Here is a 22,157-nt window from a genome sequence, read left to right as displayed (position 1 = left end):
GTGGAAGGATTCACGCCGCCAGTCCGCCCAGTCCCCCGGGCATCACCGCCCGCGGCCCGAACTTCGCTCGCGCGCGGTCCGCGACCTCCTCGATGCGGCGGGTCTTCTCGTCCACGGGGTCGAAGGTCAGCTGGCAGGAGGCCTGGTCGGCGGGGTCGAGCCCCTCGGCACGCAGGACGATCGCACGCACCCGGGCGCGCTGCAGACCGAGCGCCTCGTACATGCCGTACGCGGTCCTGGTCAGCGCCGGTGAGTGCGCGGTCGGTTCGGTCAGCGTGCGGCTGCGAGTGGTGGCCGACCGGTCGGCGTAGCGCACGGTGAGAGTGAGCGTGCGGCAGACCTTGTCCAGGGCGCGCAGCCGGGCGCCGATCTCCTCGGCGGCCGACAGCAGCGCCCGGCGGTGCCGGTCCGGGTCCACTTCGTCGCGCTCGAAGGGGCGTTCCGTCGCGAGGGAGCGGGAGACGGCGTTCGGGACGACCCGGCCGCGGTCGACGCCGTTCGCCTTCTCGTGCAGCTCCCGGCCGGCCTTCGCGCCGACCAGCCGCTGGAGCGTGGACAGCGGCGCGGCGGCGACCAGGCCGAGGGTGTCGAGGCCGTAGTCGCCCAGCGTACGGGCGGTCGCGGTGCCGACGCCGGGCAGCGCCGCGACGGGCTTCTCCGCGAGGAACTCCGCAATGGCGTCCCGCCCCTCGGGCACCGCGGACGTCACCCCGGGCACGGCGTCGCCCAGCGCGACACGGGCCAGCATCGGCCCGGGTCCGGCGCCGATCACGCAGTCGACGCCGTACAGCGCGAGCGACCGCACCCGGATCACCGAGGCCAGTTCGACGGCGTCCCGCCCGAAGTACCGCTCGGCGCCCCGCAGGTCGGCCAGCGCCCCGTCCGGTGGCAGGGCCTGGACGACGGGCGTGAACTCCTCGAGCATCCCGAGCAGTCGGGGCAGATCGGCCTCGCGTGTCGGAGGCAGCTGGAAACGTACGCAGAGGATGGTCATCCCGCACTCCCCGGACTCTGGTGCCACAACTTCCGTCCCACCGCGGGTCCTTCGCCCGCGGGACGCAGATCGGCCCAGGGGTGCATCTCGTACCCCGTGGGCATGCGGATCTTCCGCTGCTCCATCGGATCCTGGGCAGCGGAGTCCGCCGGTTCGGGCGCCCCCTCCGTGCCGGCCAGCCGGGCCGCGACGCCCTCCAGGCCCTCCTCCCGGCGCACCTCCAGCAGTTCCGCGAGATTCCAGGCGGCGGCGCCCACCACGCTGAGACTGCGCGGGCCGCGCCGCTGCACCACCCCGCGCACCAGCAGCAGCCAGGAGTGGAAGACGGTGTGGGCGCAGGCGTCGTGGGAGTCGTCGAAGAAGGCGAGGTCGACCAGGCCCGTGCCGTCGTCCAGGGTGGAGAAGATGACCCGCTTGCCGGACCGGATCGGCGGCGTCTGGGTAGCCGCCTTGGCGCCCGCGACCAGCACCGTCTCCCCGTGCCGGGCCTCGCGCAGCCGCCGCGCCGAGACCACGCCCAGCTCGTCGAGGAACCGCCGGTGGTCGTCCATCAGATGGCGCGAGGCGTCCATGGACAGCACGCCCAGCTCGGCACTGAGCCGCTCCGCCGAGGTGAGGTCGGGCAGCCCGGCCGGGGCGGTCTTCCGTCCTCCGGTCATCGGGAGCTGTCCGCCGCCCGCACCCCGCGCGCCCCGGTGCAGCTCGGTCAGATGCAGTTGCAGATCACGGCGGTTGGCTCCGAAAGCGTCCAGCGCTCCCACCTGCGCGAGCCGCTGGGCCAGCGGACGACTGGGCCGGCCGCGCTCCCAGAAGTCGACCAGCGAGGCGTACGGCTGCCCCTCGGCGATCCGCGCCGCCTCGGCCTCACTGATGCCATGCACGTCGGAAAGCGCCAGCCGCAGCCCCCACTTACCGGACACCAGTTCGATACGGTGTCCGATCCCCGACGCGTTCACATCCAGCGGCAGCACCGGCACACCCCGCCGCCGCGCGTCCGCCAGCAGCAGCCGCTTCGGATACATCCCGGGATCATGTGTCAGCAGCCCGGCATAGAAAGCGGCCGGATGATGCGCTTTCAGCCACGCCGACTGGTACGTCGGCACGGCGAAGGCGACCGCGTGCGCCTTGCAGAAGCCGTACGACCCGAAGGCCTCGACGATCTCCCAGGTCCGCTGAATCGTTTCCGCGTCATAGCCCCGGGCCGCCGCGTGCCGCGCGAACCACACCTTGATCCGCCCCTGCGACTCCGGATCCGACAACCCCCGCCGCACCCGGTCCGCTTCACCACGCCCGCACCTGGTCATGATGTCGACGATGTCGATGATCTGCTCATGGAAGACGACTACCCCGTACGTCTCCTTCAGCGGCTCCTCCAGATCCGGGTGCGGATAGCGGATCGGCGCCCGCCCGTGCCGCGCCTCGATGAACGGCCGCACCATGTCGGCGGCGACCGGCCCGGGCCGGAACAGCGAGATGTCGACGACGAGATCGTGGAAGGTGGCCGGCTGGAGCCGCCCGACCAGGTCCCGCTGCCCCGGCGACTCGATCTGGAAACACCCGAGCGTCTCGGCGGACCGCACCAGCCGGTACGTCTCCGGATCCCCCGGCGCCAGGGCATCCAGGTCAACCCTGACACCCGACATCCGCTCCACTTCCTCCACGGCGTGCGCCATCGCCGACTGCATCCGCACACCCAGCACGTCCAGCTTCAGCAACCCGAGGTCCTCGACGTCGTCCTTGTCGAACTGCGACATCGGAAAACCCTCGCCGCTGGTCGGCATGACCGGCGTACGCGCGAGCAGCGAGGCGTCCGAGAGCAGCACCCCGCACGGATGCATGGCCACCCCGCGCGGCAGGGCGTCCAGCCCCTCGACCAGCTCCCACAGCCTCCCGTACTTCTCCTTCTCCCCCGCCAGCGCACGCAGCTCGGGCAGCTCCTCCAGTGCCGCACGGGCGTCCCGCGCCCGAATATGGGGAAAGGACTTGGCGACCCGGTCGATCTCGGCCGGGTCCATGGACAGGGCGGCCCCCGCATCCCGGATCGCGTGCCGCACGCGATACGTCTCCGGCATCGCGACCGTCGCGACCCGCTCGGTGCCGAACCGGCCGATGATCGCGCGGTAGACCTCCAGCCGGCGCGCGGACTCCACGTCGATGTCGATGTCGGGCAGCACGACCCGCTCCTTCGACAGGAACCGCTCCATCAGCAGCCGGTGCTCGATCGGATCGGCGTGCGCGATCCCGAGCAGATGGTTGACGAGCGACCCCGCCCCGGACCCCCGGGCGGCAACCCGGATCCCCATCCCCCGTACGTCGTCGACCACTTGGGCAACGGTCAAAAAATAAGAGGCGAAGCCATGGTGGGCGATGATGTCCAGCTCATGGTGCATCCGCTCCCAGTACTCCCGCCGCCGGTCGTACCCGCGCGACACCATCCCCGCCACCGCCCGCGAGGCCAGCGTCCGCTGGGCGGTACGGCGGTCGGCGCCGACCAGGTGCGGTTCGGGGAAGTGGACGGTACCGATCCCGAGGTCGTCCTCGGGATCGACCAGGCACTCGGCGGCCGTGGCCTCGGTCTGCTCCACCAGCCGATGAGCGGTGTCCCGCCGGAACCCCGCGGCCTCCACGACCCGCTCCGCCACCTCGAACATGGCCCCCGCTCCCTTGAGCCAGGCCTCGCCGGAATCCAGTTCCTTGGTCGGGTCGATGGGCACCAGACGCCGGGCGGCGTCCAGGACGTCGGCGACCGGCCCCAGCCCCGAGTCGGCGTACCGTACGGCGTTGCTGAGCACGGGCCGGATCCGCTGCTCGGCGGCGAACCCGACGGTGCGGGCGGCCAGCCGCAGGGACCCTGGACCCGTACCTTTTCGGCCATGCCAGACGGCCTCCAGCCGCAGGTCGTCGCCGTAGACCTCCCGCCAGGGCACGAGCAGCCGCGCCGCACGATCGGGGCGCCCCGCGGCCAGGGCGCGTCCGACATCCGACTCGGGCCCGAGCAGCACGGTCAGCCCCTCGGCGTGATGGTGCTCCCAGGGCAGCAGAGGCGTAGGCCCCTCCCCCGCATGCGCCGCCGAGACGAGCCGGCACAGCCCGGCCCACCCCCGGGCACCGTCGCGGGCAAGAAAGATCACGCGGGGAGCCGACTCGTCGACGAAGGCCCCACCCCGCACCGGAGTCCGACGCCGCCCCCGCCGATCCCCGCTCTCCAAAGGCTGGGCGCCCGCCACCGCCAGATCCGCCCCGAACACCGGACGGACCCCCGCCTTCGCACAGGCCTTCGCGAACCGGACAGCACCGGCGAGCGTGTCGCGATCAGTGAGAGCCAGAGCGTCCATGCCCCGCTCGGAGGCACGCTCGGCCAGCCGCTCCGGATGCGAGGCTCCATATCGCAACGAGAATCCGGAGACGGTGTGCAGATGCGTGAACCCCGGCACACGCACCTCCCGCACTCGTGAGCCATACCAGCTCTCGAACATCTGTTCCCAGCTACCTCACCCCCACCATACCCCCATCCTCGAATGTGTGTGCGACATCCGTTCGGCCCCGCCCCACCTGCGGAAACACCCGACCGCCCCCGACCGTGGAGGCATGCCGCACAGCTCGTTCCTCAGCGAGGTGAAAGGCGCCGTCACCCCGCGGGCCACGCTGCTCATCCTCGGCGTGATCGCCCTCCAGCTGCTGTTCATCGCCTCCTACGTGGGAGCACTGCACGACCCGAAACCCAGGGACGTGCCCTTCGCGGTGGTCGCCCCACAGGCCGCCTCCGCACAAGCGGTGACCCGACTGGAACGACTGCCCGGCTCCCCCCTGGACCCCCGCGCACTGCCCGACGCGGCCACAGCCCGGAACCAGATCACGAACCGGGACATCGACGGCGCCCTGATCATCAACCCGGCGGGCAGGGACACCCTCCTCGTGGCCTCCGGCGGCGGCAGGGTCCTCGCCAACACCCTGACGACCCTCGTCACCACCCTGGAGAGATCGGAGAACCGCACACTCCGCACGGTCGACGTCATCCCGTCCGCCGCCCACGACCCCAACGGGCTCTCGTCCTTCTACCTGGTGGTCGGCTGGTGCGTGGGCGGCTACCTGGGCGCCGCGGCCCTGGCCATCAGCGCCGGGGCGAAACCCTCCAACCCCACCCGCGCCGCGATCCGCCTGGCGGTCATGACCCTGGTCGCGATCACCGGCGGCCTCGGCGGAGCCCTCATCACCGGGCCGGTCCTGGACGCCCTCCCCGGCAGCACAGCGACCCTCTGGGGCCTGGGCGCCCTGATCATCTTCGCCGTAGGAGCGGCCACCCTCGCCCTCCAGGGCGTCTTCGGCACGATCGGTATCGGCCTGGTGGTGCTCCTGGTGGTGATTCTCGGCAACCCGAGCGCCGGCGGCGCCCTCCCCCCACCCCTGCTCCCGCCCTTCTGGAAGGCGATCGGCCCGGCACTCCCCCCAGGAGCAGGCACCTGGGCCACCCGCTCGATCGCCTACTTCGAGAACAACGCCATGGCCACATCACTCCTGGTGCTGACGGCCTGGGCCGTGACAGGAGCCGCCATCACCCTGGCAGCCGCCGCGCTGCGAAGGCGAGCAGACACAAGCCCCCCGGCGCACACACCGTAGGACGCACGCACCCGCACCCACGTACGGAAGGGGCCGTGTCGGGGGGGTGTCCGCCCGCAGCTGGTTGGCGCGTCAACGAAGAGTCAGTCGGTACGCAACCCCACGCGCCGTTCCGAGGACGGACACCCCCCGACACGGCCCCGACCCACCACAACCGGCACACGACAAACAGCGCGCGACACACGCAAAAGCCCCGCCCCTCACACAAGGGGCGGGACTTCACAAAGCTACGAGTCAGCCGATCTCGGTACCGGTCGCCGACAGCGCCTCGGTCACCGGCTGGAAGAACGTCTCGCCACCGGAGGTGCAGTCACCACTGCCACCGGACGTCAGCCCGACCGCGCTGCTGCCCGAGAAGAGCGAGCCGCCACTGTCACCGGGCTCGGCGCAGACGTCGGTCTGGATCAGACCGTTCACGATGTCGCCGTTGCCGTAGTTCACGGTGGCGTCCAGCCCCGTGACCTTCCCGTCGTGCACCTGGGTCGTCGACCCGCTCCGCGTGACCTCCATGCCGACGGTCGCCTCGGCGGCACCCGAGATCTTCTGGGTCGAGCCGTTGTAGAGGTTCACCTCGCTCGGGTGAGCCACCTCAGCGGTGTACTTGACCAGCCCGTAGTCGTTGTCCGGGAAGCTGGAGTCCGCGTTGGTGCCGATCTCCTTGCCGCTGGAGTCCGACCAGGTGGAGATGCCCTCGGTGCAGTGCCCGGCGGTCAGGAAGAACGGCTCGCCGCCCTTGACCACGTTGAAGCCGAGCGAGCAGCGGCCGCTGCCACCGGTGATCGCGTCACCACCGGCGATGAACGGCTTGTACTCCCCCTTCGACCTCTTCAGTTCGGCCTTCGCCCCGAGCCCGTCGACGACCTTCGTCAGCGTCGCCCACTCGGCCTTGGAGACCGTACGGTCGGCGGTCACGACGACCTTGTTCGTCGTCGGGTCGGTCACCCAGGCGGTGCCCGGGATCGTCGCGTCCGCCTTCAGCGTGCTGCGGGCGCTCTTCAGCTCGGAGAGGGAGTTCGCCACGACTCTCGCCTTGGCGCCGGCCTTCTCGACGGCCTTGGCCGCGGCCTCGTCGAGCACGTTCACCACGAGGTTCTTGCTCTTCGTGTCGTAGTACGTACCCGCCGAGTCGGCGCCCAGGTCCTTGGCCAGCGTCGAGGCGAGCTTTCCGGCCGCGGAGACCGACAGGGTCTCGGGGGCGGAGGCCTTCGCAGGCTCGCTGGCGTTCGCAGACTGGAAGGTCACTCCGGCGGCGACCAGTGCGGCGATACCCGCACCTGCCAGGGCTGCACGTCGCTTGGGTATGCGTCGGTGCTTCAACTCACGTCCTCCTGTGGGGGGTCGGCCCGGGAGGTTGTGGGGACCTCGCGAGCCGGAAGGCCTTGTTGACGAGCGCCCACTATTCCGAGGACAACGGGGAGCACACAAGGTCGAGTTCAGGACGCGCGTAGATTGCCGACCCTACGCCCCCACATTTTGACCGGGCACGGTCAAAACGGACCCAACTCGCACACGCTTCACGCGCGTTCACACTGCAAACATTACGCGTGAGTAATGTGTGCCCACTCTGCGAGGTCTGGCCATGGCTGAAAATCGCCCAACCAACTGACCGCAATCAGCATCCGAGGGGCGGATATTGACACACCTTTCCCTGCACTCTCCCTAAATCATGACAAGCAGCTACAAACCGCCCCACCCCGCAGAGGAAAGCCCCCGCACGCAATGCGTGCGGGGGCTCAGAACGCTGTCTGCTGCTGCTGCCCGGTAGGGCCTAGTACACGCTGACCCCGTAGGCGCTCAGGGCCTCCGTGACGGGCTGGAAGAACGTCGTACCGCCGGAGGAGCAGTTGCCGCTGCCGCCGGAGGTCAGACCGTACGCGGTGCCGTTGCTGCCGTAGAGCGAGCCGCCGGAGTCACCGGGCTCGGCGCAGACAGTGGTCTGGATCAGGCCGGAGACGATGTCCCCGCCGCCGTAGTTGACGGTGGCGTTGAGGGCGGTGACCCGGCCGCTGCGCGTACCGGTCGTGGAGCCGTCGCGGATGACGGTGGTGCCCACGCTCGGGGTGGCCGCGCGCGTGATGTCCACGCCGTTGGCGGTGCCGGGCCGGCTGACGGACCCGCTGTAGCGCACCAGGCCGTAGTCGTTGCCCGGGAAGCTGGAGCCGGCGGTCGAGCCGATGACCGTGGTACGGCCGGAGTTGGAGTACCAGGTGCCCGCGCCGTCGGTGCAGTGACCGGCGGTCAGGAAGAACTGCTGACCGCTGCTGTTCTGGACGTTGAAGCCGAGGGAGCAGCGCCAGCTACTCGCATAGATGGCGTCGCCGCCCTGGATGAGCTTGTTGAACTTGCCGGGGGTGCGCTTGATCGTGAGCGCGTCGGCGTTGGCGCCGGCCTGCTGCTTGATCTTCGCGATCTCGGCCTGGGTGACCGTGCTGTCGACGGTGACGAGGACACGGTCGGTCTTGCTGTCGACGGCCCAGGCGGTGCCCGGGACGTCGGCCTTCAGTATCGAGCCGCTCGCGCTCTTGAGCTCGGCGGCGCTGAAGGTGGTGGGGGTGTCGGACGCGTTCGCGCTGGGGATCGCGATCGCTGCGGCGGCGACGAGGCCGGTGGAAACGGCGATCAGCCGGGTCCGTCTCGTAATGCCGCTGCGGGGGGTGGTGCGCTTGATCCTCACTTTTCGTTCCTCCACAGGGGAAGTAGGGGGCCCTCGTGGGGTCTCGGGCCCGTGAGGCGCAGCCTGGGACCGCGTGTCCGGTTTCCGAACACGCCGTGCCCCTGACAAGCGCTGGGGGGAGTATTCGGCCGAACGGCCGGTAGGCGCAAGGGTGCCTTTCGGCCGTCGCCCTTTGAACGACCTCTACGAGGGACCTGCCCACCACGCCTCACACCGGCGTGCGCTCACGCGTCCTGCCGGTGCCTCAGCAGTTGCAGCCGCAGTCGCAGCCGTCGCAGCCGCAGTTGTCACAGCAGTTGCCGCAACAGTCGCAGCAGCTGCAGCAGTCTCCGCATCCGCTGCAGTCGCAGTTGCCGCACTGCCCTTCCTTGCGCTCGCCCGTCCACGGGTCCTGGTACGTGCCGCAGCACATCTGACACGTACAGGCGAGGCCGAGCCACACCGCGCATCCGGTGAGCAGCCCGCGCCGGTTGCCACGCGGCGGCTCCGGCGGCAGCGGGGCGCCGGGCCCGCCCGGGGCGCCGGTACCGGGCGGCGCATGAGGGCCGGCCGCCTCGGGACCGGCGGTGTGGGCGCAGGCGGTCGTGCCGAAGGCGCGGTCGACGGAGGTGCGCAGTTCGTGCACGAGGAGCCGGTGCACCAGCCGCCCGTCGGTGAACTCCGCCTCCCGCAGCGCCAGCCGGACGCCGCGCACCGCGTCGTCGGCGAGCCGCCGGGCCTCCGTGAGGGAGGTGCCGGTCGCGGTGATCGGGTTCCAGGCGCCTGACGCGGCGTCAGCGTGCCGGTCCTCCACGGCGTCCAGCAGGTGGGCGAGGCGCCCGAAGAGGCGTCCGGCCTCGGCGAGCGGTTCGGCGTTGTACGGCCGGCCGGCGAGGACCGCCGTGTGCGCGAAGGCGGCGGCGGTCGCGGTCTCGGTCGGTTCGGTCACCGTCAGAAGCGGCGTCCCGGGCCCGGCGAGCGCCTCGATACCGCCCTGCCGGTCCACGGCATCGACCAGGACGGCCGTGTCGAACCCGACGGCGGAGCCGGTCCGTGCCCCGGCCCGGTCCCAGCCCGCCGCGACCCGGCGCGCGGCGCGCGCCACCGGCGCCCGGGCCAGCAGCCCGTCGCCGTCGGCGACGTGGTCGCGCACCTTGGCGGAGGCGAGCACCAGCGACACGGCCGCCGCGAGCCGCGCTCCCTCACCGTGGGCGACGGACGCGGTGCGCATCCCGCGCAACGGACAGGGACCCGCCGTACGCCGTCCCACGCCACTCGACGCGCCGGTCGCGAGGCCCGTCTGAGCCTCCGTCAATACCGAGACAAGAAGCCCGTCATAGTTGGTCACGATGCGCGCGAGCTGACCGTGGTCCCCGCGCAACGCGAGACACAGCCCACACAAATGCGCCATCCACTGGGCGGTGAGACTCTCACCGAGCCGATGCCGACAGGGCCTGACCATTCCGAACACGACGTCCCCCGCGCTCCGTACGATGTTTGGGCGGCCGCATAGTATCGGCCAACCTGTTCACCCGTACGCACCGCCCATCACCCGTACGCCGTGAAGAATCATATTTCACTCACAGTCAGCAGTCGTTTACGACAAGGCCCTTGGGAAACACGGACTCTCGACGGAATCGCTGTGCACCAGTACCGTCACAAACCCCCCGTGCGGCGTCTATCCACTTGGCGCGCCATCCGCATCATGGACGACCATAGGGATGCGGAAAGCAGAATGACCGCTGTGAGAGGAGGCGTCCATGGGATCGGTACGCAAGGCAAGTGCCTGGCTTGGCCTCGTCGACGACAACGAAGACGAGCGTTACTACGACGACGACTACTCCGACGGGACCGAGTCCGGGGAGGCCTGGGTCACCGATCCGCGCGTCAAGGTGGCCTCGGACGTCGCCGAGGAGAGAGGCCGCCGCATCGGCACGGTGACCCCGGACAGCTTCCGGGACGCCCGCGCCATCGGCGAGCTGTTCCGCGAAGGCGTGCCGGTCATCATGAACCTCACGGCCATGGACGCCGCCGACGCCAAGCGCGTGGTCGACTTCGCGGCCGGGCTGATCTTCGGCCTGCGGGGTTCGATCGAGCGGGTGTCGACCCGTGTGTTCCTGCTGACCCCCGCCAACACGGAGATCGTGAACGGCGACCCGGCCGGGCACCGCACGGACGGCTTCTTCAACCAGAGCTGAGGCAGGGCCGCTCACCGGCCCTGCCCCCGCGCAGGGTTCACCGGACGGGGTCTACCGGAAGGCGTCGAGTCCGGTGAGCGCCTTGCCCAGCACGAGCTGGTGCATCTCGACGGTGCCCTCGTAGGTGAGCACCGATTCGAGGTTGGTCGCGTGCCGCATCACGGGGTATTCGAGCGAGATCCCGTTGGCGCCGAGAATGGTGCGGGCCGTGCGGCAGATCTCGATCGCTTCTCGTACGTTGTTGAGCTTGCCGAAGCTGACCTGTTCGGGACGCAGGCGGCCGGCGTCCATGCGCCGCCCCAGATGATGGGCGAGCAGAATCCCCTTGTGCAGTTCGACCGCCATGTCGGCGAGTTTGGCCTGGGTGAGCTGGAAGCCGCCGATGGGCCGCCCGAACTGTTCCCTCGACTTCGCGTAGTCGACCGCGGCCTCGAATGAACTGCGGGCCGCGCCCATGGCGCCCCAGACGATTCCGTACCGGGCGTGGGACAGACAGCTGAGCGGTCCGCGCAGGCCGGTGACCTCCGGCAGTACGGCGTCGGCGGGCAGTCGTACGTCGTCGAGGACGAGTTCGCTGGTGACGGAGGCGCGCAGGGACCACTTGTGCTTGATCTCCGGAGCGGAGAACCCAGCGCTGCCGGTCGGCACCACGAATCCCCGGATCCCGTCCTCGGTCTGCGCCCACACGACGGCGACGCCGGCGACCGAGCCGTTGGTGATCCACATCTTGCGGCCGTTGAGGACCCAGTCGGTACCGTCGCGCTTGGCGTACGTCCGCATGGCGGCGGGGTCGGAGCCGTGGTCCGGCTCGGTGAGCCCGAAGCACCCGATGACCTCGCCGGAGGCCATGCGAGGCAGCCACTCCTGCTTCTGCGCCTCACTCCCGAACCGGTGGATGGCGTACATGGCGAGGGAGCCCTGCACGGAGACGAGGGACCGGATGCCGGAGTCGGCGGCCTCCAGCTCCAGGCAGGCGAGCCCGTACCGCACGGCGGAGGCACCGGCGCACCCGTACCCGCTCAGCGACATCCCGAGCGCGCCGAGACCCCCGAGCTCCCGGGCCAGCTCCCGGATCTCCGGCAGCTCCCCCTTCTCGTACCAGTCGGCGACATACGGCAGCACCCGGTCCGCGGCCCAGGCCCTGACCGTGTCCCTGATGCCGAGGTCCTCCGGATCCAGCAGGTCGTCGAGGCCGAGGGGATCGGTGGGGTCGAAGGGAGGAATTCTGGACGACTGGGACATGCTGACACCCTCCGAGGCTCTTTAACTAGCACCGCTAGTCAAGACGCTACGACGCCTGCCCACCCACGCACCACCCGTAGCTCCCAACTGAGGGGCAGGTCTCCGACGGGAGCGGGGCACCATCGGCGCCTGCGGGCCTTCCTGCCTCGGCAGAGCACGCAGGGCACCGTCCGGCCGGCGCCGAAGCCCCACTGCCACAAGCCGCCGACGGCGCCCCGCCCCCACGGGCGACCCTGACCCCTCGGTCGGCAGTTACGGGTGGTGCGTGGGTGGGCGACTCACACCGAGACGCGCGACTCCGCGGCGTCCCTCTGCGCAGGAACCTCCACAGCCCCCGCACCCGCCTCCTCGCACTGCATGGTCCGCGGCAACCGCAACGCCATCACCGCCCCGAGCACCAACAACCCCGCGCTCACCAGCAACGTCACATGCAGTCCGTGCACAAACGCGTCCCGGGCGGCATGCCGTAGAGCGGCCCCGGCCGACCCGCCCAGCTGCGCGGCAACCTCGTACGCCTCCCCCAGCGAATGCCCGGCCGAGGAGGACGCCGACGCCGGCACCCCCGGCACACCCGACAGCCCAGGCGCGTACGCCGCGTTCATCACGCTGCCGAGCAGCGCGATCCCGATCCCCGCCCCGAGCTGGTACGACGTCTCCCCGATCGCCGCCGCCCCACCGGCCTGCTCCTGCGGCGCCTCGCTCAGCATCGACTCGTACGCCCCGAAGAGCGTCGTCTCAAGACCGAAGCCCAGCAGCACGAACGCGGCCAGCATCAACGCGCAGTCGTCGGTCCGGCCCAGCGCCGTCAGCAGCACCACCGCGAACGCCGTGAGGCAGAACCCGACGCTCACCATCCGCCGCGGCCCGAACCGCCGCAGCATCCGCGCACCGGCCAGCCCGGCCGCCATCGCGGCGAACGTCAGCGGCAGCAGCCGCAGCCCCGTCTCCAGCGGCGACAGCCCGAGCACCAGCTGGAGGTACTGAGCCGCGATCAGCTCGAGACCGACCAGCGCGAGCATCGCCAGAACGATGCAGCCGACGGACGTACTGAACGCCGGCCGCGCGAACATCTTGAGGTCGACCAGCGGATACGCCCGCCGCCGCTGCCGCCGTACGAAGGCCACCAGCAGCGCCGCACCCAGGACCAGCGGCAGCACGGTGAACATGCTCCACACCGGCTCCCCGCCTCCGAGCCGCTTGACGCCCAGCACCATGCCGAACAGCCCGGCCGCCGCCATCAGGGCGCCGATGACGTCCCAGGGACCGGTGCCGTCGCCCTTCGACTCGGGCAGCAGCAACCGCCCCACCGGAAGACTGACCAGCATCAACGGAATGTTGACGAGGAAGACCGAACCCCACCAGAAGTGCTCCAGCAGGAAGCCGCCCAGCAGCGGCCCGACCGCCGCGCCCACCGCGGCCACGGCGCTCCAGATGCCGATCGCGAGCGCCCGCTCGCGCCGGTCCGGAAAGACCTGGCGCAGGATCGACAGGGTCGCGGGCATGATCATCGCGCCGCCCACGCCGAGCAGCGCCCGCGCCGCGATCAGCACCTGGGCGTTGTCCGCCAGGGCCGCCATACCGGAGGCCACGCCGAACAGCGCGTACCCGAGGAGCAGGACCCTTCGGCGGCCGACGCGGTCGCCCAGCGTGCCGAACAGGATCAGCAGCGAGGCGCAGACGAGCGGGTAGATGTCGACGATCCAGAGCAGCTCGATCCCGCCGGGCCTCAGGTCCTCGGTGACGGCGGGGACCGCCACGTGCAGCACGGTGGCGTCGACGGCGACCAGCAGCAGGCTGACGCAGAGGACGACGAGAACCGCCCAGCGGTTGGCACCGGCCCCGGCCGCCCGACGGCGCAGCGCAGCGGCAGCCGTGGTCGTCCCGGACATGTACGTACCTCCCAGATGTTCCCTCGCGATCGGCGGGCTCACGGGGTGGGGGACGCCCCCGCGACTCGGCCGGAGAGGAGCGGTGGTCTCCGGCCCGCGCAAACGAAAAGCGAGTGACACGTCAGCGTACGCGAGTCCCCGCCGGAGCCTAGTGGCGGACCTCTCACAGTCCCGGCGGAAAGATGTGGCGTACGCCACTCCCCTCTGGGTCGACCACGCCCCGGCCGGCCGCCCGGTTCCGCCCCGGGTCGATAATCGGGCCCGTGACCGATCTCGAGACGCGCGCGACCCCGTCGTCCCGCGCCGGGGCGCTGCGCCGGGCGGCCCCGGCGCTGCTGGGGTACGCGGCCGTGCGTGCCCTGGGCCTTCTCGCCCTGGCCGTGTGGAGCGCGGCCCGGGACAAGAGCGCGTACACACTGCTGACCGCTCGCTGGGACGCGCTCTGGTACACCAGGGTCGCCGAGCTCGGCTACGGCTACGAGGTGCGCCTGGCGAACGGGGACGTGCACTCGAATCTCGCGTTCTTCCCGCTGCTGCCCTGGCTGGAGCGGCTGGTGGCGGCGGTGTCCCCGTTGTCGTACGCGGACGGGGGTTTCCTCGTCAGTCTGTTCGCCTCTCTCGCCGCGGCCTGGGGGATCTTCGCGGTGGCCGACCATGTGTACGGCCGCCGGGCCGGGGTGTGCGCGGTGCTGCTGTGGGCCGTCCTCCCGGTCGGGATCGTGCAGTCGATGGCGTACAGCGAGTCCCTGTTCACGGCGCTCGCCGCGTGGGCGCTGTACGCGGTCCTGACCGGCCGCTGGCCGATGGCGGGCACGCTGGCCCTGCTGGCGGGGCTGACCCGTCCGGTGGGGATGGCGGTGGTGGCGGCGGTGTGGGTGGCGGCCCTCGCCTCTTTCGTGCGGGACCGACGCGCGAGCGAACCGGACGGCGCGCGGATCGCGCCAAGCGCCCCCGACTCCGGCCCCGCCCCCGGCTCAGCCCCCGCCTCCGCCTCCGCCGATGCCTCTCGCGTCCTCGGCATGCTGCTGGCCCCCCTCGGCACCGCCGGCTACGTGCTGTGGGTCGGCCACCACACGGGCAAGGGGCCGCTCGGCTATCTCGACGTGCAGGCCGGGTGGCGCAACGGCTTCGACGGCGGGTACGCCTTCGCCCGGTTCGTCGCCGAGAAGTTCACGTCGTTCCCCTCGGCCCTGGCGGGCGTCGGGCTGATCGTCGGGGTCGCGTCAGTCATCTGGCTGTATGTGGTCGGGGTTCGTCAGCGCCAGCGGCTGCCGCTGCTGGTCTACACCGGGGTCGTCACCGCGCTCGCGCTGTGCGCGTCGAGCTACTTCGGCTCGAAACCGCGCCTGCTGATGCCCGCCTTCCCGCTTCTGCTGCCCCTCGCACTGGCCCTGGCCCGGCTGCGTACGCGCAGGTCAGCGCTGGTGCTCGGGTCCGTGGCGGTAGCCTCTGCGGTGTACGGGGCGTTCTGGCTGAACGGCTCCGGTCCGCCCTGACCCGCTGTGAGCGCCGGGGGAATTCCGCACCATGCTCCGGTGAACGAATTCAAAAGCGCAATAAAACCCCCATCCGGAATGATCAAAGGAATTGAAGGCCACAGCGGCCGACGATTGCGGATTCGGTGGAAATAAACCTCCTCCTGAGAGGAATCCCACATCACATCGTCATCACAAAGCCGTTGATTCGCCCGGGATCAGAGCTCACTCGCTGTAACGTCGATTGGGTGCGTACCGAACCGAAGCTCACCCGTCTGGACCGGGTGTTCGCCCGGCTGGATCGTGAGCCGGAACGACCCGCCCACATCGATGTGCCGAAGATGAGCAGGCACCGCGTCGTGCTCATCGCCGCCACCGCGGCGTTCTACGGCGCGATCGTGTGGGCTGTGGTGATCACGTCCTGGCTGGTCCGGCTCGACTGGCAGGTCATGTTCTTCCGGCCGTACCAGCAGTGGTCGGAGATCCACTGGTTCGTCGACTACTACGTGGTGCTCGGCCAGCGCGGCCCGACCGCGGTGATGGTCGCGGCCTGGCTGGGCTGGCGCTCCTGGCGGCAGCACACCCTGCGTCCGCTGCTCGCCCTCGGCGTCTCGCTGCTCCTGCTGAACATCACGGTCGGCGCCGCCAAGTACGGCATGGGCCGGCTGGGACCGCACTACGCGACCGTGATCGGCTCGAACGAGATGTGGCGCGGCGGCGATATATTTCCGAGCGGTCACACCGCCAACGCCGTGGTGACCTGGGGAATCCTGGCCTATATGGCCTCCACTCCGAGAGCGCGCCGCTGGCTGTCCGCCGTGTCCGCGGTGACCTCGCTCGGCGTCGGGATGGCCACCGTCTACCTCGGTACGCACTGGCTGAGCGATGTGCTCCTGGGCTGGGTCGCGGGGCTGCTGATCCTGCTCGCCCTGCCGTGGTTCGAGCCGCTGATCGCCCGTGCCGAGGCCAGGATCTTCGACCTGCGCGACCGCTGGCGGTCCCGCCGGAGCGGTACGGCTTCCGCCCCGGTCAGCGCGCCGCCCGTGGTGGTCACGCCGCTGCCCGCCGACCGGGACGACGTCGCGGCCCGTTCGCCCCGGGCCCCGGCCTACCTGGCCCCGGGCCCGCACACGGCCCGCTCGGAGCGCACCCCGGTCACCCCGGCCGGCAGCCGCCGCCCGCCGCACCCGGAGCGGCTCCCGCGCGGCTCGACCTCCTCGGCCCACCCCTGACGGGCGGCTGACCGCGGCGGACGGCAGAGCCGGCGCGCACGCCCCTCCCGGCACACGAAGGCCCCGGTTCCGAAGCGGAACCGGGGCCTTCGCCGTGTCTCGGTCTCAGCCCTTCCAGGCCCGCGCCACTCGGCCGCCCTTGACCTCGAAGTTCAGCCGTCCCACGCGGTACTCCATCGTGATGATCGCCCCCGGCGGCAGCGAGCGCACCGTCGGCCAGCCGCGCTCACGCGCGAGGTGTTCGGCCCGGTCGGCCGCCAGGCCGACATAGGTGTCCGGGCTGTCGTCGGGTTCCGCGGAAGGTGTCGGAATCGGTGCCATGCCGCCACGCTATGTCCTGCCCCGCGACCGCGGTAGTCCGGGCCCGAGGACCGGTGACCGTCCGTCCCCGGTCACACTTCTGTCACAAGATCACGACAGCTGTTTCCGGCGATGTCCGTCACACGGACGAGCGGTTCTGTAGGCCTTCCGCAGGCATTCGATCGTAATTCCCGCGTGTCATGCGGGCTCCTGGAAAAGCCCGGCGGAAAGTTCCCGGAGAAGTACCCCTGGAGCTCCATTCCATTCCGGCGCCGTCACCGGTCCGGCCGAGCCGGCGCCGCACGGGAAATGCGTGGATCGGGCACGGAGAGGCCGATACGCCCCTGTCGGAGCGCGCGGTGACCCGAGCATCATGGCGTGAGCTCGGGGGTATGTGCGGCGCGGGCTTCGGCGGCCCGGTACGCGATGAGCGAAGGGGCGAGCGAGCGATGGGGACGCAGACCGTACAGGCGACGGCGCGGCCCGTGCCGAGGAAGCGGCACGGGCGGGTGGTGGTCGACTGGCTGACGACGACGGACCACAAGAAGATCGGCCACCTCTACCTGATCACATCGTTCCTCTTCTTCCTGGTCGCCGGTGTGATGGCGCTGCTGATGCGCGCCGAGCTGGCCCGCCCGGGACTCCAGATCATCGACAACACGCAGTACAACCAGGCGTTCACGCTGCACGGCACGATCATGCTGCTGCTGTTCGCGACGCCGACCTTCGCGGGCTTCGCCAACGAGCTGATGCCTCTCCAGATCGGCGCGCCCGACGTCGCCTTCCCCCGGCTGAACATGTTGTCGTACTGGCTGTTCCTGTTCGGCGGGCTGATCGTGCTCGGCTCGCTGCTGGTGCCCTCGGGGCCGGCGGACTTCGGCTGGACCGCCTACGCCCCGCTCAACAGCGCGGAGCGCACGCCGGGTCTCGGGGCCGATCTGTGGATCATGGGGCTGGCGCTGTCCGGCTTCGGCACGATCCTCGGCGCGGTCAACTTCGTCACCACCATCATCGGGATGCGCGCCCCCGGCATGACGATGTTCCGGATGCCGATCTTCGTCTGGAACACGCTCTTCACGTCGATCCTGATCCTGATGGCGTTCCCGGTGCTGGCGGCGGCGCTGCTGGTGCTGGAGGCGGACCGGCGGTTCGGCTCGCAGGTCTTCGACGCGGCCAACGGCGGGGCGATCCTGTGGCAGCACCTGTTCTGGTTCTTCGGGCATCCCGAGGTCTACATCATCGCGCTGCCGTTCTTCGGGATCATCACGGAGATCATCCCGGTCTTCAGCCGCAAGCCGATGTTCGGCTATCTGACGCTGGTCGGCGCGACGATGGCGATCACCGGCCTCTCGGTGGTGGTGTGGGCGCACCACATGTTCGCCACGGGCGCGGTGCTGCTGCCGTTCTTCTCCTTCATGAGCTTCCTGATCGCGGTGCCGACGGGCGTGAAGTTCTTCAACTGGACCGGCACCATGCTCAAGGGCTCGCTGTCCTTCGAGACACCCATGCTGTGGGCGACGGGCTTCCTGGTGACGTTCCTGTTCGGCGGGCTGACCGGGGTGATCCTGGCGTCGCCGCCGATGGACTTCCATGTGACGGACTCGTACTTCGTGGTCGCGCACTTCCACTACGTCGTCTTCGGCACCGTCGTCTTCGCGATCTTCGCCGGGTTCTTCTTCTGGTGGCCGAAGTTCACCGGGAAGATGCTCGACGAACGGCTCGGCAAGATCCAGTTCTGGGTGCTCTTCGTCGGCTTCCACACCACCTTCCTGGTGCAGCACTGGCTGGGCGCCGAGGGCATGCCCCGCCGGTACGCGGACTACCTCGCCGCGGACGGGTTCACCGCGCTCAACACCGTCTCGACGATCGGCGCGTTCCTGCTCGGCATGTCGACGCTGCCGTTCCTCTACAACGTGTGGAAGACCGCCAAGTACGGCGAGAAGGTCGAGGTCGACGACCCCTGGGGCTACGGCCGGTCCCTGGAGTGGGCGACGTCCTGCCCGCCGCCCCGGCACAACTTCACGGCGTTGCCCCGGATCCGGTCCGAGTCCCCGGCGTTCGACCTGCACCATCCGGAGTACGCGGCGGTGACTGCGCAGCCCGAGCCAAGGCGCCATCAAGCCGGTCGCGAGTCCTCCTGATCGCCTCGATCAGCTCCACCGGCTCCAGCACCTCGAACTCGAAGCCCAGCATCACCACGTGGATGACCATCACGTCGAGGCTGCCGGCGCCGCAGCGCAGCAGGCAGCTGCCGGGGCCCTCGGCCTCCAGCACCCCGGCGGAGGGTGAGATGTGGGCGGCGGCCTCCTCCAGGGGCGCCAGGAGCCGCACCACGGCGTGGGCGGCGTACGCGCGCGTGGAGACGCCCTGGGAGACGTAGGCGGCCAGGTCCTCGGCGGGCGGCTCGCGCGGTGCGAAGCGCGGGCCGTGCGGCGGCCTGGGCGTGATGCGATCGGCGCGGAAGGTGCGCCAGTCCTCCCGCTCCAGGTCCCAGGCGACCAGGTACCAGCGGCGCTCGGTGCACACCAGGCGGTGGGGTTCGACGCTGCGGCGGCTGAGGGTGCCGTCGTAGCCGCGGTACTCGAAGCGCAGCCGCTCGGCGTCCCGGCAGAGGTGGGCGAGTTCGGTCAGCACGACGGGGTCGACGGCGTCGGGCACGGGGCCGCGCAGCATCGGCACGGTGAAGGCGTTGAGGGCGCCCACCCGGCGGCGCAGCCGGTTCGGCAGCACCTGTTCCAGCTTGGCGAGGGCCCGTACCGAGGTCTCGCCGATGCCCTCGATGCCCTGCCCGGCGGCCGTGCGCAGCCCGACCGCCACGGCCACGGCCTCGTCGTCGTCCAGCAGCAGCGGCGGCAGTTCGGCGCCGGCGCCCAGCTGGTAGCCGCCGCCCGTGCCGGGGCTGGCGTTGACCGGGTAGCCGAGCTCGCGCAGCCGGTCGACGTCGCGGCGCAGGGTGCGGGCGCTGACGCCGAGCCGGTCGGCCAGGTCGGCGCCGGACCACTCGCGGTGGGCCTGGAGCAGGGACAGCAGACGCAGCAGGCGTGCCGAGGTCTCCAACATGGGGCGAGTCTGTCAGCCCTTGCGGACAGCTGCTGTCCTCAAGGCTCGTAGGCCAGTTGCGGTACGTCGAAGCAGGTGCGGTTCATGTCGCCCTGGCCGACCCAGCCCTTGCCGTCCTGCCAGCGGGCCACCGACAGGCAGGTCTCGCGGGTCTTCGGGGGCTCGGCGAGCCGCTGGAACTCGACGGGCAGGAGCAGTCCGCCCGCCGTGTAGCCCTGGCTGCGGTTCATGAAGCCGTCGACGCACGCGCGCGTGATGTCCGTCCTCGCGCAGGACTTCGCCGCGTCCGTGAACCAGCGTGCGGCGGCCCACCCCTCCAGCTGCCACTGGGAGTGTGTCTTCAGGCCTTCCGTCGCCTCGCGGAACTCCCGTACGGCCGGGTGGCCGGTGTCGTCGAAGTCGCGGCTCGCGCCGGTCGCCCAGAGGGCGTTGCGGCAGCGCGGGGCGTCCTTGTAGGCGTCGGGGACGGTGGACGTCCAGTTCTGCACGTTGGTCACCTTGGCGGTGATGTCGGCGCCGACCTGGTCCATGGCCTGGCAGAGCCGGGCGTTGCCGTGGCCGTCGATGGCGTCGAAGACCAGGTCGGCGCCCTGCTCCTTCAGATCGGCCGCGACGGCGCGGAAGTTGGGCAGGGCGAAGTCGACCTGCTCGGTGACGACCTTGTAGCCCTCGGCGCGCAGGCCCCGCTCGACGAGCCGGGCGTAGGCGGCGGACGCGGACTGGTTGTAGGAGACGACGGCCGCGGTACGGGCGCCGTGCTCACGTTTGAAGTAGCGGTAGACCTCGGTCCCCCCGTACAGCTTGCCGTCCCAGCCGGTGGTGCCGTCGCGGGGCGCGAGGCTGCCGTAGATGCCGTAGAGGTGCGGATAGGTGTCGTAGGCGCCGCCGATGGGCTGGCCGCCGATGTCGGGCACGCGCGCGCGGGAGACGCGGGAGGCGCCCGCGTAGTCCAGTGCGGTGGTGGCGACCAGGGCGACGACCTCGTCCTCCTCGACCAGCTTGTGCACGCACTCGTTGTTGCCGACGCCGCTGCCGCCGTCGTCGCACAGGCGTACCTCGACGCGGCGGCCGTCGATGCCCCCGCGCGCGTTGAGCCGGTCGAACCAGGCCTTGGCGCCGTCGCGCGGGCCGGTGAAGGCGCTGCCGCCGACCGGGCTGGTGGCACTGGTGATGATGCCGACCCGCAGGGGCGCGGAGTCGCGGAGCGCCGGGGTGCGGCCGTCGCGCTCGAAGTCGCGCTCCGGGAGGCGGCTGCCGCAGGCCGCGCTCAGGGCGAGCAGCAGCACCGCGGCGAGAACCTCAGCAGCCCGGGATCGGCGACGCATTGCCGCTCAGTTGCACCAGCGCGCACAGCGTCTTGGCGGACACCTTCCAGGTGCCCTCCTGCTCGACGGCCGTCCCGGAGGCGTCCGGCAGAGCGGTGGCGCCCTTCAGGGTGAGCGTGTACGTCACGTCGGCCTCGGTCGCCGAGGTGAACTCGATCTTGGTGACCTTCGCCTGGACCTGCCCGCCGCGTTCGTCACCGCTGAAGGCCTGCAGGACCGGGCCCATCCGGTCGCCGTTCTCCAGGACGGCCTGCTTGTCCTCGGTCGAGGTCCCCGGGTCGAAGAACGTCTGCCAGTTCTGCTTGATCTCCTTCTCGGCCGCGGCCCGGTCCGCCGGTGCGCTGGCCGGCGCGCTCGCGGTCCGCTCCGTGGTCGGTGTGGGGGGCGTGCTCTCGCTGCCGCCGCCGCTGTCGTCACTGCACGCCGCGAGGGCCGGGGCGAGGGTCAGGACCAGGGCGGCCGCGATCGCCGTGCCCCGTCCCGCGGCTCGCGGGCCCTCTGTCGCTTTACCCCGCCTGAGGTCGCTGCCGAGAACCATCTGGCTCACCACCGGGTGTCGGTCCGGGCCATGTGCGCCCGGTGCTTTCAGGGTCAGCTTCCACAGGGCATAGTGCAAGCGATCGCCGGACTTGAACAGGCAGCCAGGCACACAGCCGAACCGACGTGTGGGAGCCAGCGATGCGTACCAGCCGACTGCGGACCGTGCATCCCGTCCTGTGGACCGGCTGGGCCGCGCTGGCCGCGGGCGCGGTGCTGTGCGTCGTCGGCTGGTACGGCGTCTCCGGTGAGCGCTTCGCGGAACGGCAGTTGCCCTATCTCGCCTCCTGCACGGTCCCCGGCGCGGCACTGATCGTCTCCGGGGCGGTGCTGCTGGCCCACGGCCGGGGCTCGATCGCCGCCGCGCGCGTGGAGGAGCTGTACGGCCTGCTGGTGGCCGCCGAACCCGACGGCCCTCAGGGGCGCACCGGGACCGGGCAGGCCTCCCTCGCGCCGCTCGCGGTCAGCGGCGAGCAGCTGATGGTGCCGGGCGGCACGCTGTGGCACCGCGCGGACTGCCCGCTGGTCGCGGGGAAGGCGGAGGCGGTCCCGGTGGACTCCAAGCTGGTGGCGAGCGGTGAACTGGGCCCCTGCCCGATCTGCGAGCCCACCGGGGAAACCGACTGAGCCCGGCC

General features: G+C 70.9%; 16 protein-coding genes and 1 pseudogene. 6 read left to right on the top strand and 11 right to left on the bottom strand.

Annotation, left to right across the window (positions count from 1 at the left end; genetic code table 11):
* Window positions 1-10 precede the first annotated feature (10 nt).
* Complete coding sequence (locus OG542_RS32140; RefSeq protein ID WP_328415402.1) at window positions 11-994, bottom strand: DNA polymerase Y family protein; 984 nt, start codon at window positions 992-994, stop codon at window positions 11-13.
* A complete protein-coding gene (locus tag OG542_RS32135; RefSeq protein WP_328415400.1) occupies window positions 991-4,428 on the bottom strand; it encodes a DNA polymerase III subunit alpha in 3,438 nt (1,145 codons plus the stop codon). The genes OG542_RS32140 and OG542_RS32135 overlap by 4 nt, the downstream gene beginning before the upstream one ends.
* A gap of 154 nt (window positions 4,429-4,582) precedes the next feature.
* On the opposite strand from OG542_RS32135, the gene OG542_RS32130 reads away from it, so the two are divergent.
* Complete coding sequence (locus tag OG542_RS32130) at window positions 4,583-5,611, top strand: DUF3533 domain-containing protein (RefSeq protein WP_328415398.1); 1,029 nt, start codon at window positions 4,583-4,585, stop codon at window positions 5,609-5,611.
* 234 nt (window positions 5,612-5,845) lie between these two features.
* Here OG542_RS32130 and OG542_RS32125 read toward each other — a convergent pair whose 3' ends face one another.
* The 3 genes from OG542_RS32125 to OG542_RS32115 form a co-directional block, all read right to left on the bottom strand.
* A complete protein-coding gene (locus tag OG542_RS32125; protein ID WP_193480416.1) occupies window positions 5,846-6,928 on the bottom strand; it encodes a S1 family peptidase in 1,083 nt (360 codons plus the stop codon).
* 451 nt (window positions 6,929-7,379) lie between these two features.
* Window positions 7,380-8,285 carry a S1 family peptidase gene (locus OG542_RS32120; protein WP_261682004.1) on the bottom strand — a complete coding sequence of 302 codons (906 nt, stop codon included), beginning with the start codon at window positions 8,283-8,285 and terminating at the stop codon, window positions 7,380-7,382.
* A 244-nt stretch (window positions 8,286-8,529) separates the two neighbouring features.
* Window positions 8,530-9,735, bottom strand: coding sequence for a DUF5685 family protein (locus OG542_RS32115; protein ID WP_328415396.1), 1,206 nt, complete (start codon window positions 9,733-9,735; stop codon window positions 8,530-8,532).
* 289 nt (window positions 9,736-10,024) lie between these two features.
* On the opposite strand from OG542_RS32115, the gene OG542_RS32110 reads away from it, so the two are divergent.
* Window positions 10,025-10,462: a cell division protein SepF gene (locus tag OG542_RS32110; RefSeq protein WP_184597617.1), complete on the top strand. Its 438-nt coding sequence runs from the start codon at window positions 10,025-10,027 to the stop codon at window positions 10,460-10,462.
* Window positions 10,463-10,513: 51 nt separating this feature from the next.
* Here the strand turns inward: OG542_RS32110 and OG542_RS32105 are convergent, their stop codons facing one another.
* Both OG542_RS32105 and OG542_RS32100 read right to left on the bottom strand, forming a co-directional pair.
* Window positions 10,514-11,704, bottom strand: coding sequence for an acyl-CoA dehydrogenase family protein (locus OG542_RS32105; protein ID WP_328415394.1), 1,191 nt, complete (start codon window positions 11,702-11,704; stop codon window positions 10,514-10,516).
* A gap of 278 nt (window positions 11,705-11,982) precedes the next feature.
* Window positions 11,983-13,593 carry an MFS transporter gene (locus OG542_RS32100; protein WP_328415392.1) on the bottom strand — a complete coding sequence of 537 codons (1,611 nt, stop codon included), beginning with the start codon at window positions 13,591-13,593 and terminating at the stop codon, window positions 11,983-11,985.
* A 263-nt stretch (window positions 13,594-13,856) separates the two neighbouring features.
* On the opposite strand from OG542_RS32100, the gene OG542_RS32095 reads away from it, so the two are divergent.
* Window positions 13,857-15,089: a hypothetical protein gene (locus OG542_RS32095; protein ID WP_328415390.1), complete on the top strand. Its 1,233-nt coding sequence runs from the start codon at window positions 13,857-13,859 to the stop codon at window positions 15,087-15,089.
* A gap of 227 nt (window positions 15,090-15,316) precedes the next feature.
* The gene (locus OG542_RS32090; protein ID WP_328415388.1) at window positions 15,317-16,300 is read left to right on the top strand and encodes a phosphatase PAP2 family protein; all 984 of its coding nucleotides are present in this window, start codon (window positions 15,317-15,319) and stop codon (window positions 16,298-16,300) included.
* A 105-nt stretch (window positions 16,301-16,405) separates the two neighbouring features.
* On the opposite strand, the gene OG542_RS32085 is transcribed toward OG542_RS32090, so the two are convergent.
* A complete protein-coding gene (locus OG542_RS32085; RefSeq protein WP_184597626.1) occupies window positions 16,406-16,621 on the bottom strand; it encodes an I78 family peptidase inhibitor in 216 nt (71 codons plus the stop codon).
* Between the two features lie 179 nt (window positions 16,622-16,800).
* Between OG542_RS32085 and ctaD the strand changes: the two are divergent.
* Window positions 16,801-18,621, top strand: a pseudogene (gene ctaD / locus OG542_RS32080) (aa3-type cytochrome oxidase subunit I); the annotation flags it as partial.
* On the opposite strand, the gene OG542_RS32075 reads toward ctaD, so the two are convergent.
* Genes OG542_RS32075 through OG542_RS32065 form a run of 3 tightly spaced genes read right to left on the bottom strand, consistent with a single transcriptional unit; the run spans window position 18,620 to window position 21,523 of the window.
* On the bottom strand, window positions 18,620-19,660 hold the full coding sequence (locus tag OG542_RS32075) for a helix-turn-helix transcriptional regulator (RefSeq protein ID WP_328415387.1): 1,041 nt from the start codon (window positions 19,658-19,660) through the stop codon (window positions 18,620-18,622). The pseudogene ctaD and the gene OG542_RS32075 overlap by 2 nt on opposite strands.
* A 38-nt stretch (window positions 19,661-19,698) precedes the next feature.
* Window positions 19,699-20,985 (bottom strand): ABC transporter substrate-binding protein, encoded by a 1,287-nt coding sequence (locus OG542_RS32070; RefSeq protein ID WP_328415385.1) that lies wholly within the window; start codon window positions 20,983-20,985, stop codon window positions 19,699-19,701.
* Window positions 20,960-21,523 carry a hypothetical protein gene (locus OG542_RS32065; RefSeq protein WP_328415383.1) on the bottom strand — a complete coding sequence of 188 codons (564 nt, stop codon included), beginning with the start codon at window positions 21,521-21,523 and terminating at the stop codon, window positions 20,960-20,962. Before OG542_RS32065 ends, OG542_RS32070 begins: the two co-directional genes overlap by 26 nt.
* Window positions 21,524-21,663: 140 nt before the next feature.
* Between OG542_RS32065 and OG542_RS32060 the strand changes: the two genes are divergently transcribed.
* A complete protein-coding gene (locus OG542_RS32060; protein WP_311124886.1) occupies window positions 21,664-22,149 on the top strand; it encodes a hypothetical protein in 486 nt (161 codons plus the stop codon).
* Window positions 22,150-22,157: the final 8 nt, after the last annotated feature.

It is taken from the genome of Streptomyces violaceus, assembly GCF_036014075.1.
In the GTDB taxonomy this organism is placed as follows: Bacteria; Actinomycetota; Actinomycetes; order Streptomycetales; family Streptomycetaceae; genus Streptomyces; species Streptomyces violaceus.
This window is presented reverse-complemented; position numbering and strand designations above follow the sequence as displayed.

Coding starts and splice junctions, on each gene's coding strand:
- OG542_RS32130 (WP_328415398.1), top strand. CDS start 4,583: ATGCCGCACAGCTCGTTCCTCAGCGAGGTGAAAGGCGCCGTCACCCCG.
- OG542_RS32110 (WP_184597617.1), top strand. CDS start 10,025: ATGGGATCGGTACGCAAGGCAAGTGCCTGGCTTGGCCTCGTCGACGAC.
- OG542_RS32070 (WP_328415385.1), bottom strand. CDS start 20,985: ATGCGTCGCCGATCCCGGGCTGCTGAGGTTCTCGCCGCGGTGCTGCTG.
- OG542_RS32065 (WP_328415383.1), bottom strand. CDS start 21,523: ATGGTTCTCGGCAGCGACCTCAGGCGGGGTAAAGCGACAGAGGGCCCG.
- OG542_RS32075 (WP_328415387.1), bottom strand. CDS start 19,660: ATGTTGGAGACCTCGGCACGCCTGCTGCGTCTGCTGTCCCTGCTCCAG.
- OG542_RS32060 (WP_311124886.1), top strand. CDS start 21,664: ATGCGTACCAGCCGACTGCGGACCGTGCATCCCGTCCTGTGGACCGGC.
- OG542_RS32105 (WP_328415394.1), bottom strand. CDS start 11,704: ATGTCCCAGTCGTCCAGAATTCCTCCCTTCGACCCCACCGATCCCCTC.
- OG542_RS32085 (WP_184597626.1), bottom strand. CDS start 16,621: ATGGCACCGATTCCGACACCTTCCGCGGAACCCGACGACAGCCCGGAC.
- OG542_RS32140 (WP_328415402.1), bottom strand. CDS start 994: ATGACCATCCTCTGCGTACGTTTCCAGCTGCCTCCGACACGCGAGGCC.
- OG542_RS32100 (WP_328415392.1), bottom strand. CDS start 13,593: ATGTCCGGGACGACCACGGCTGCCGCTGCGCTGCGCCGTCGGGCGGCC.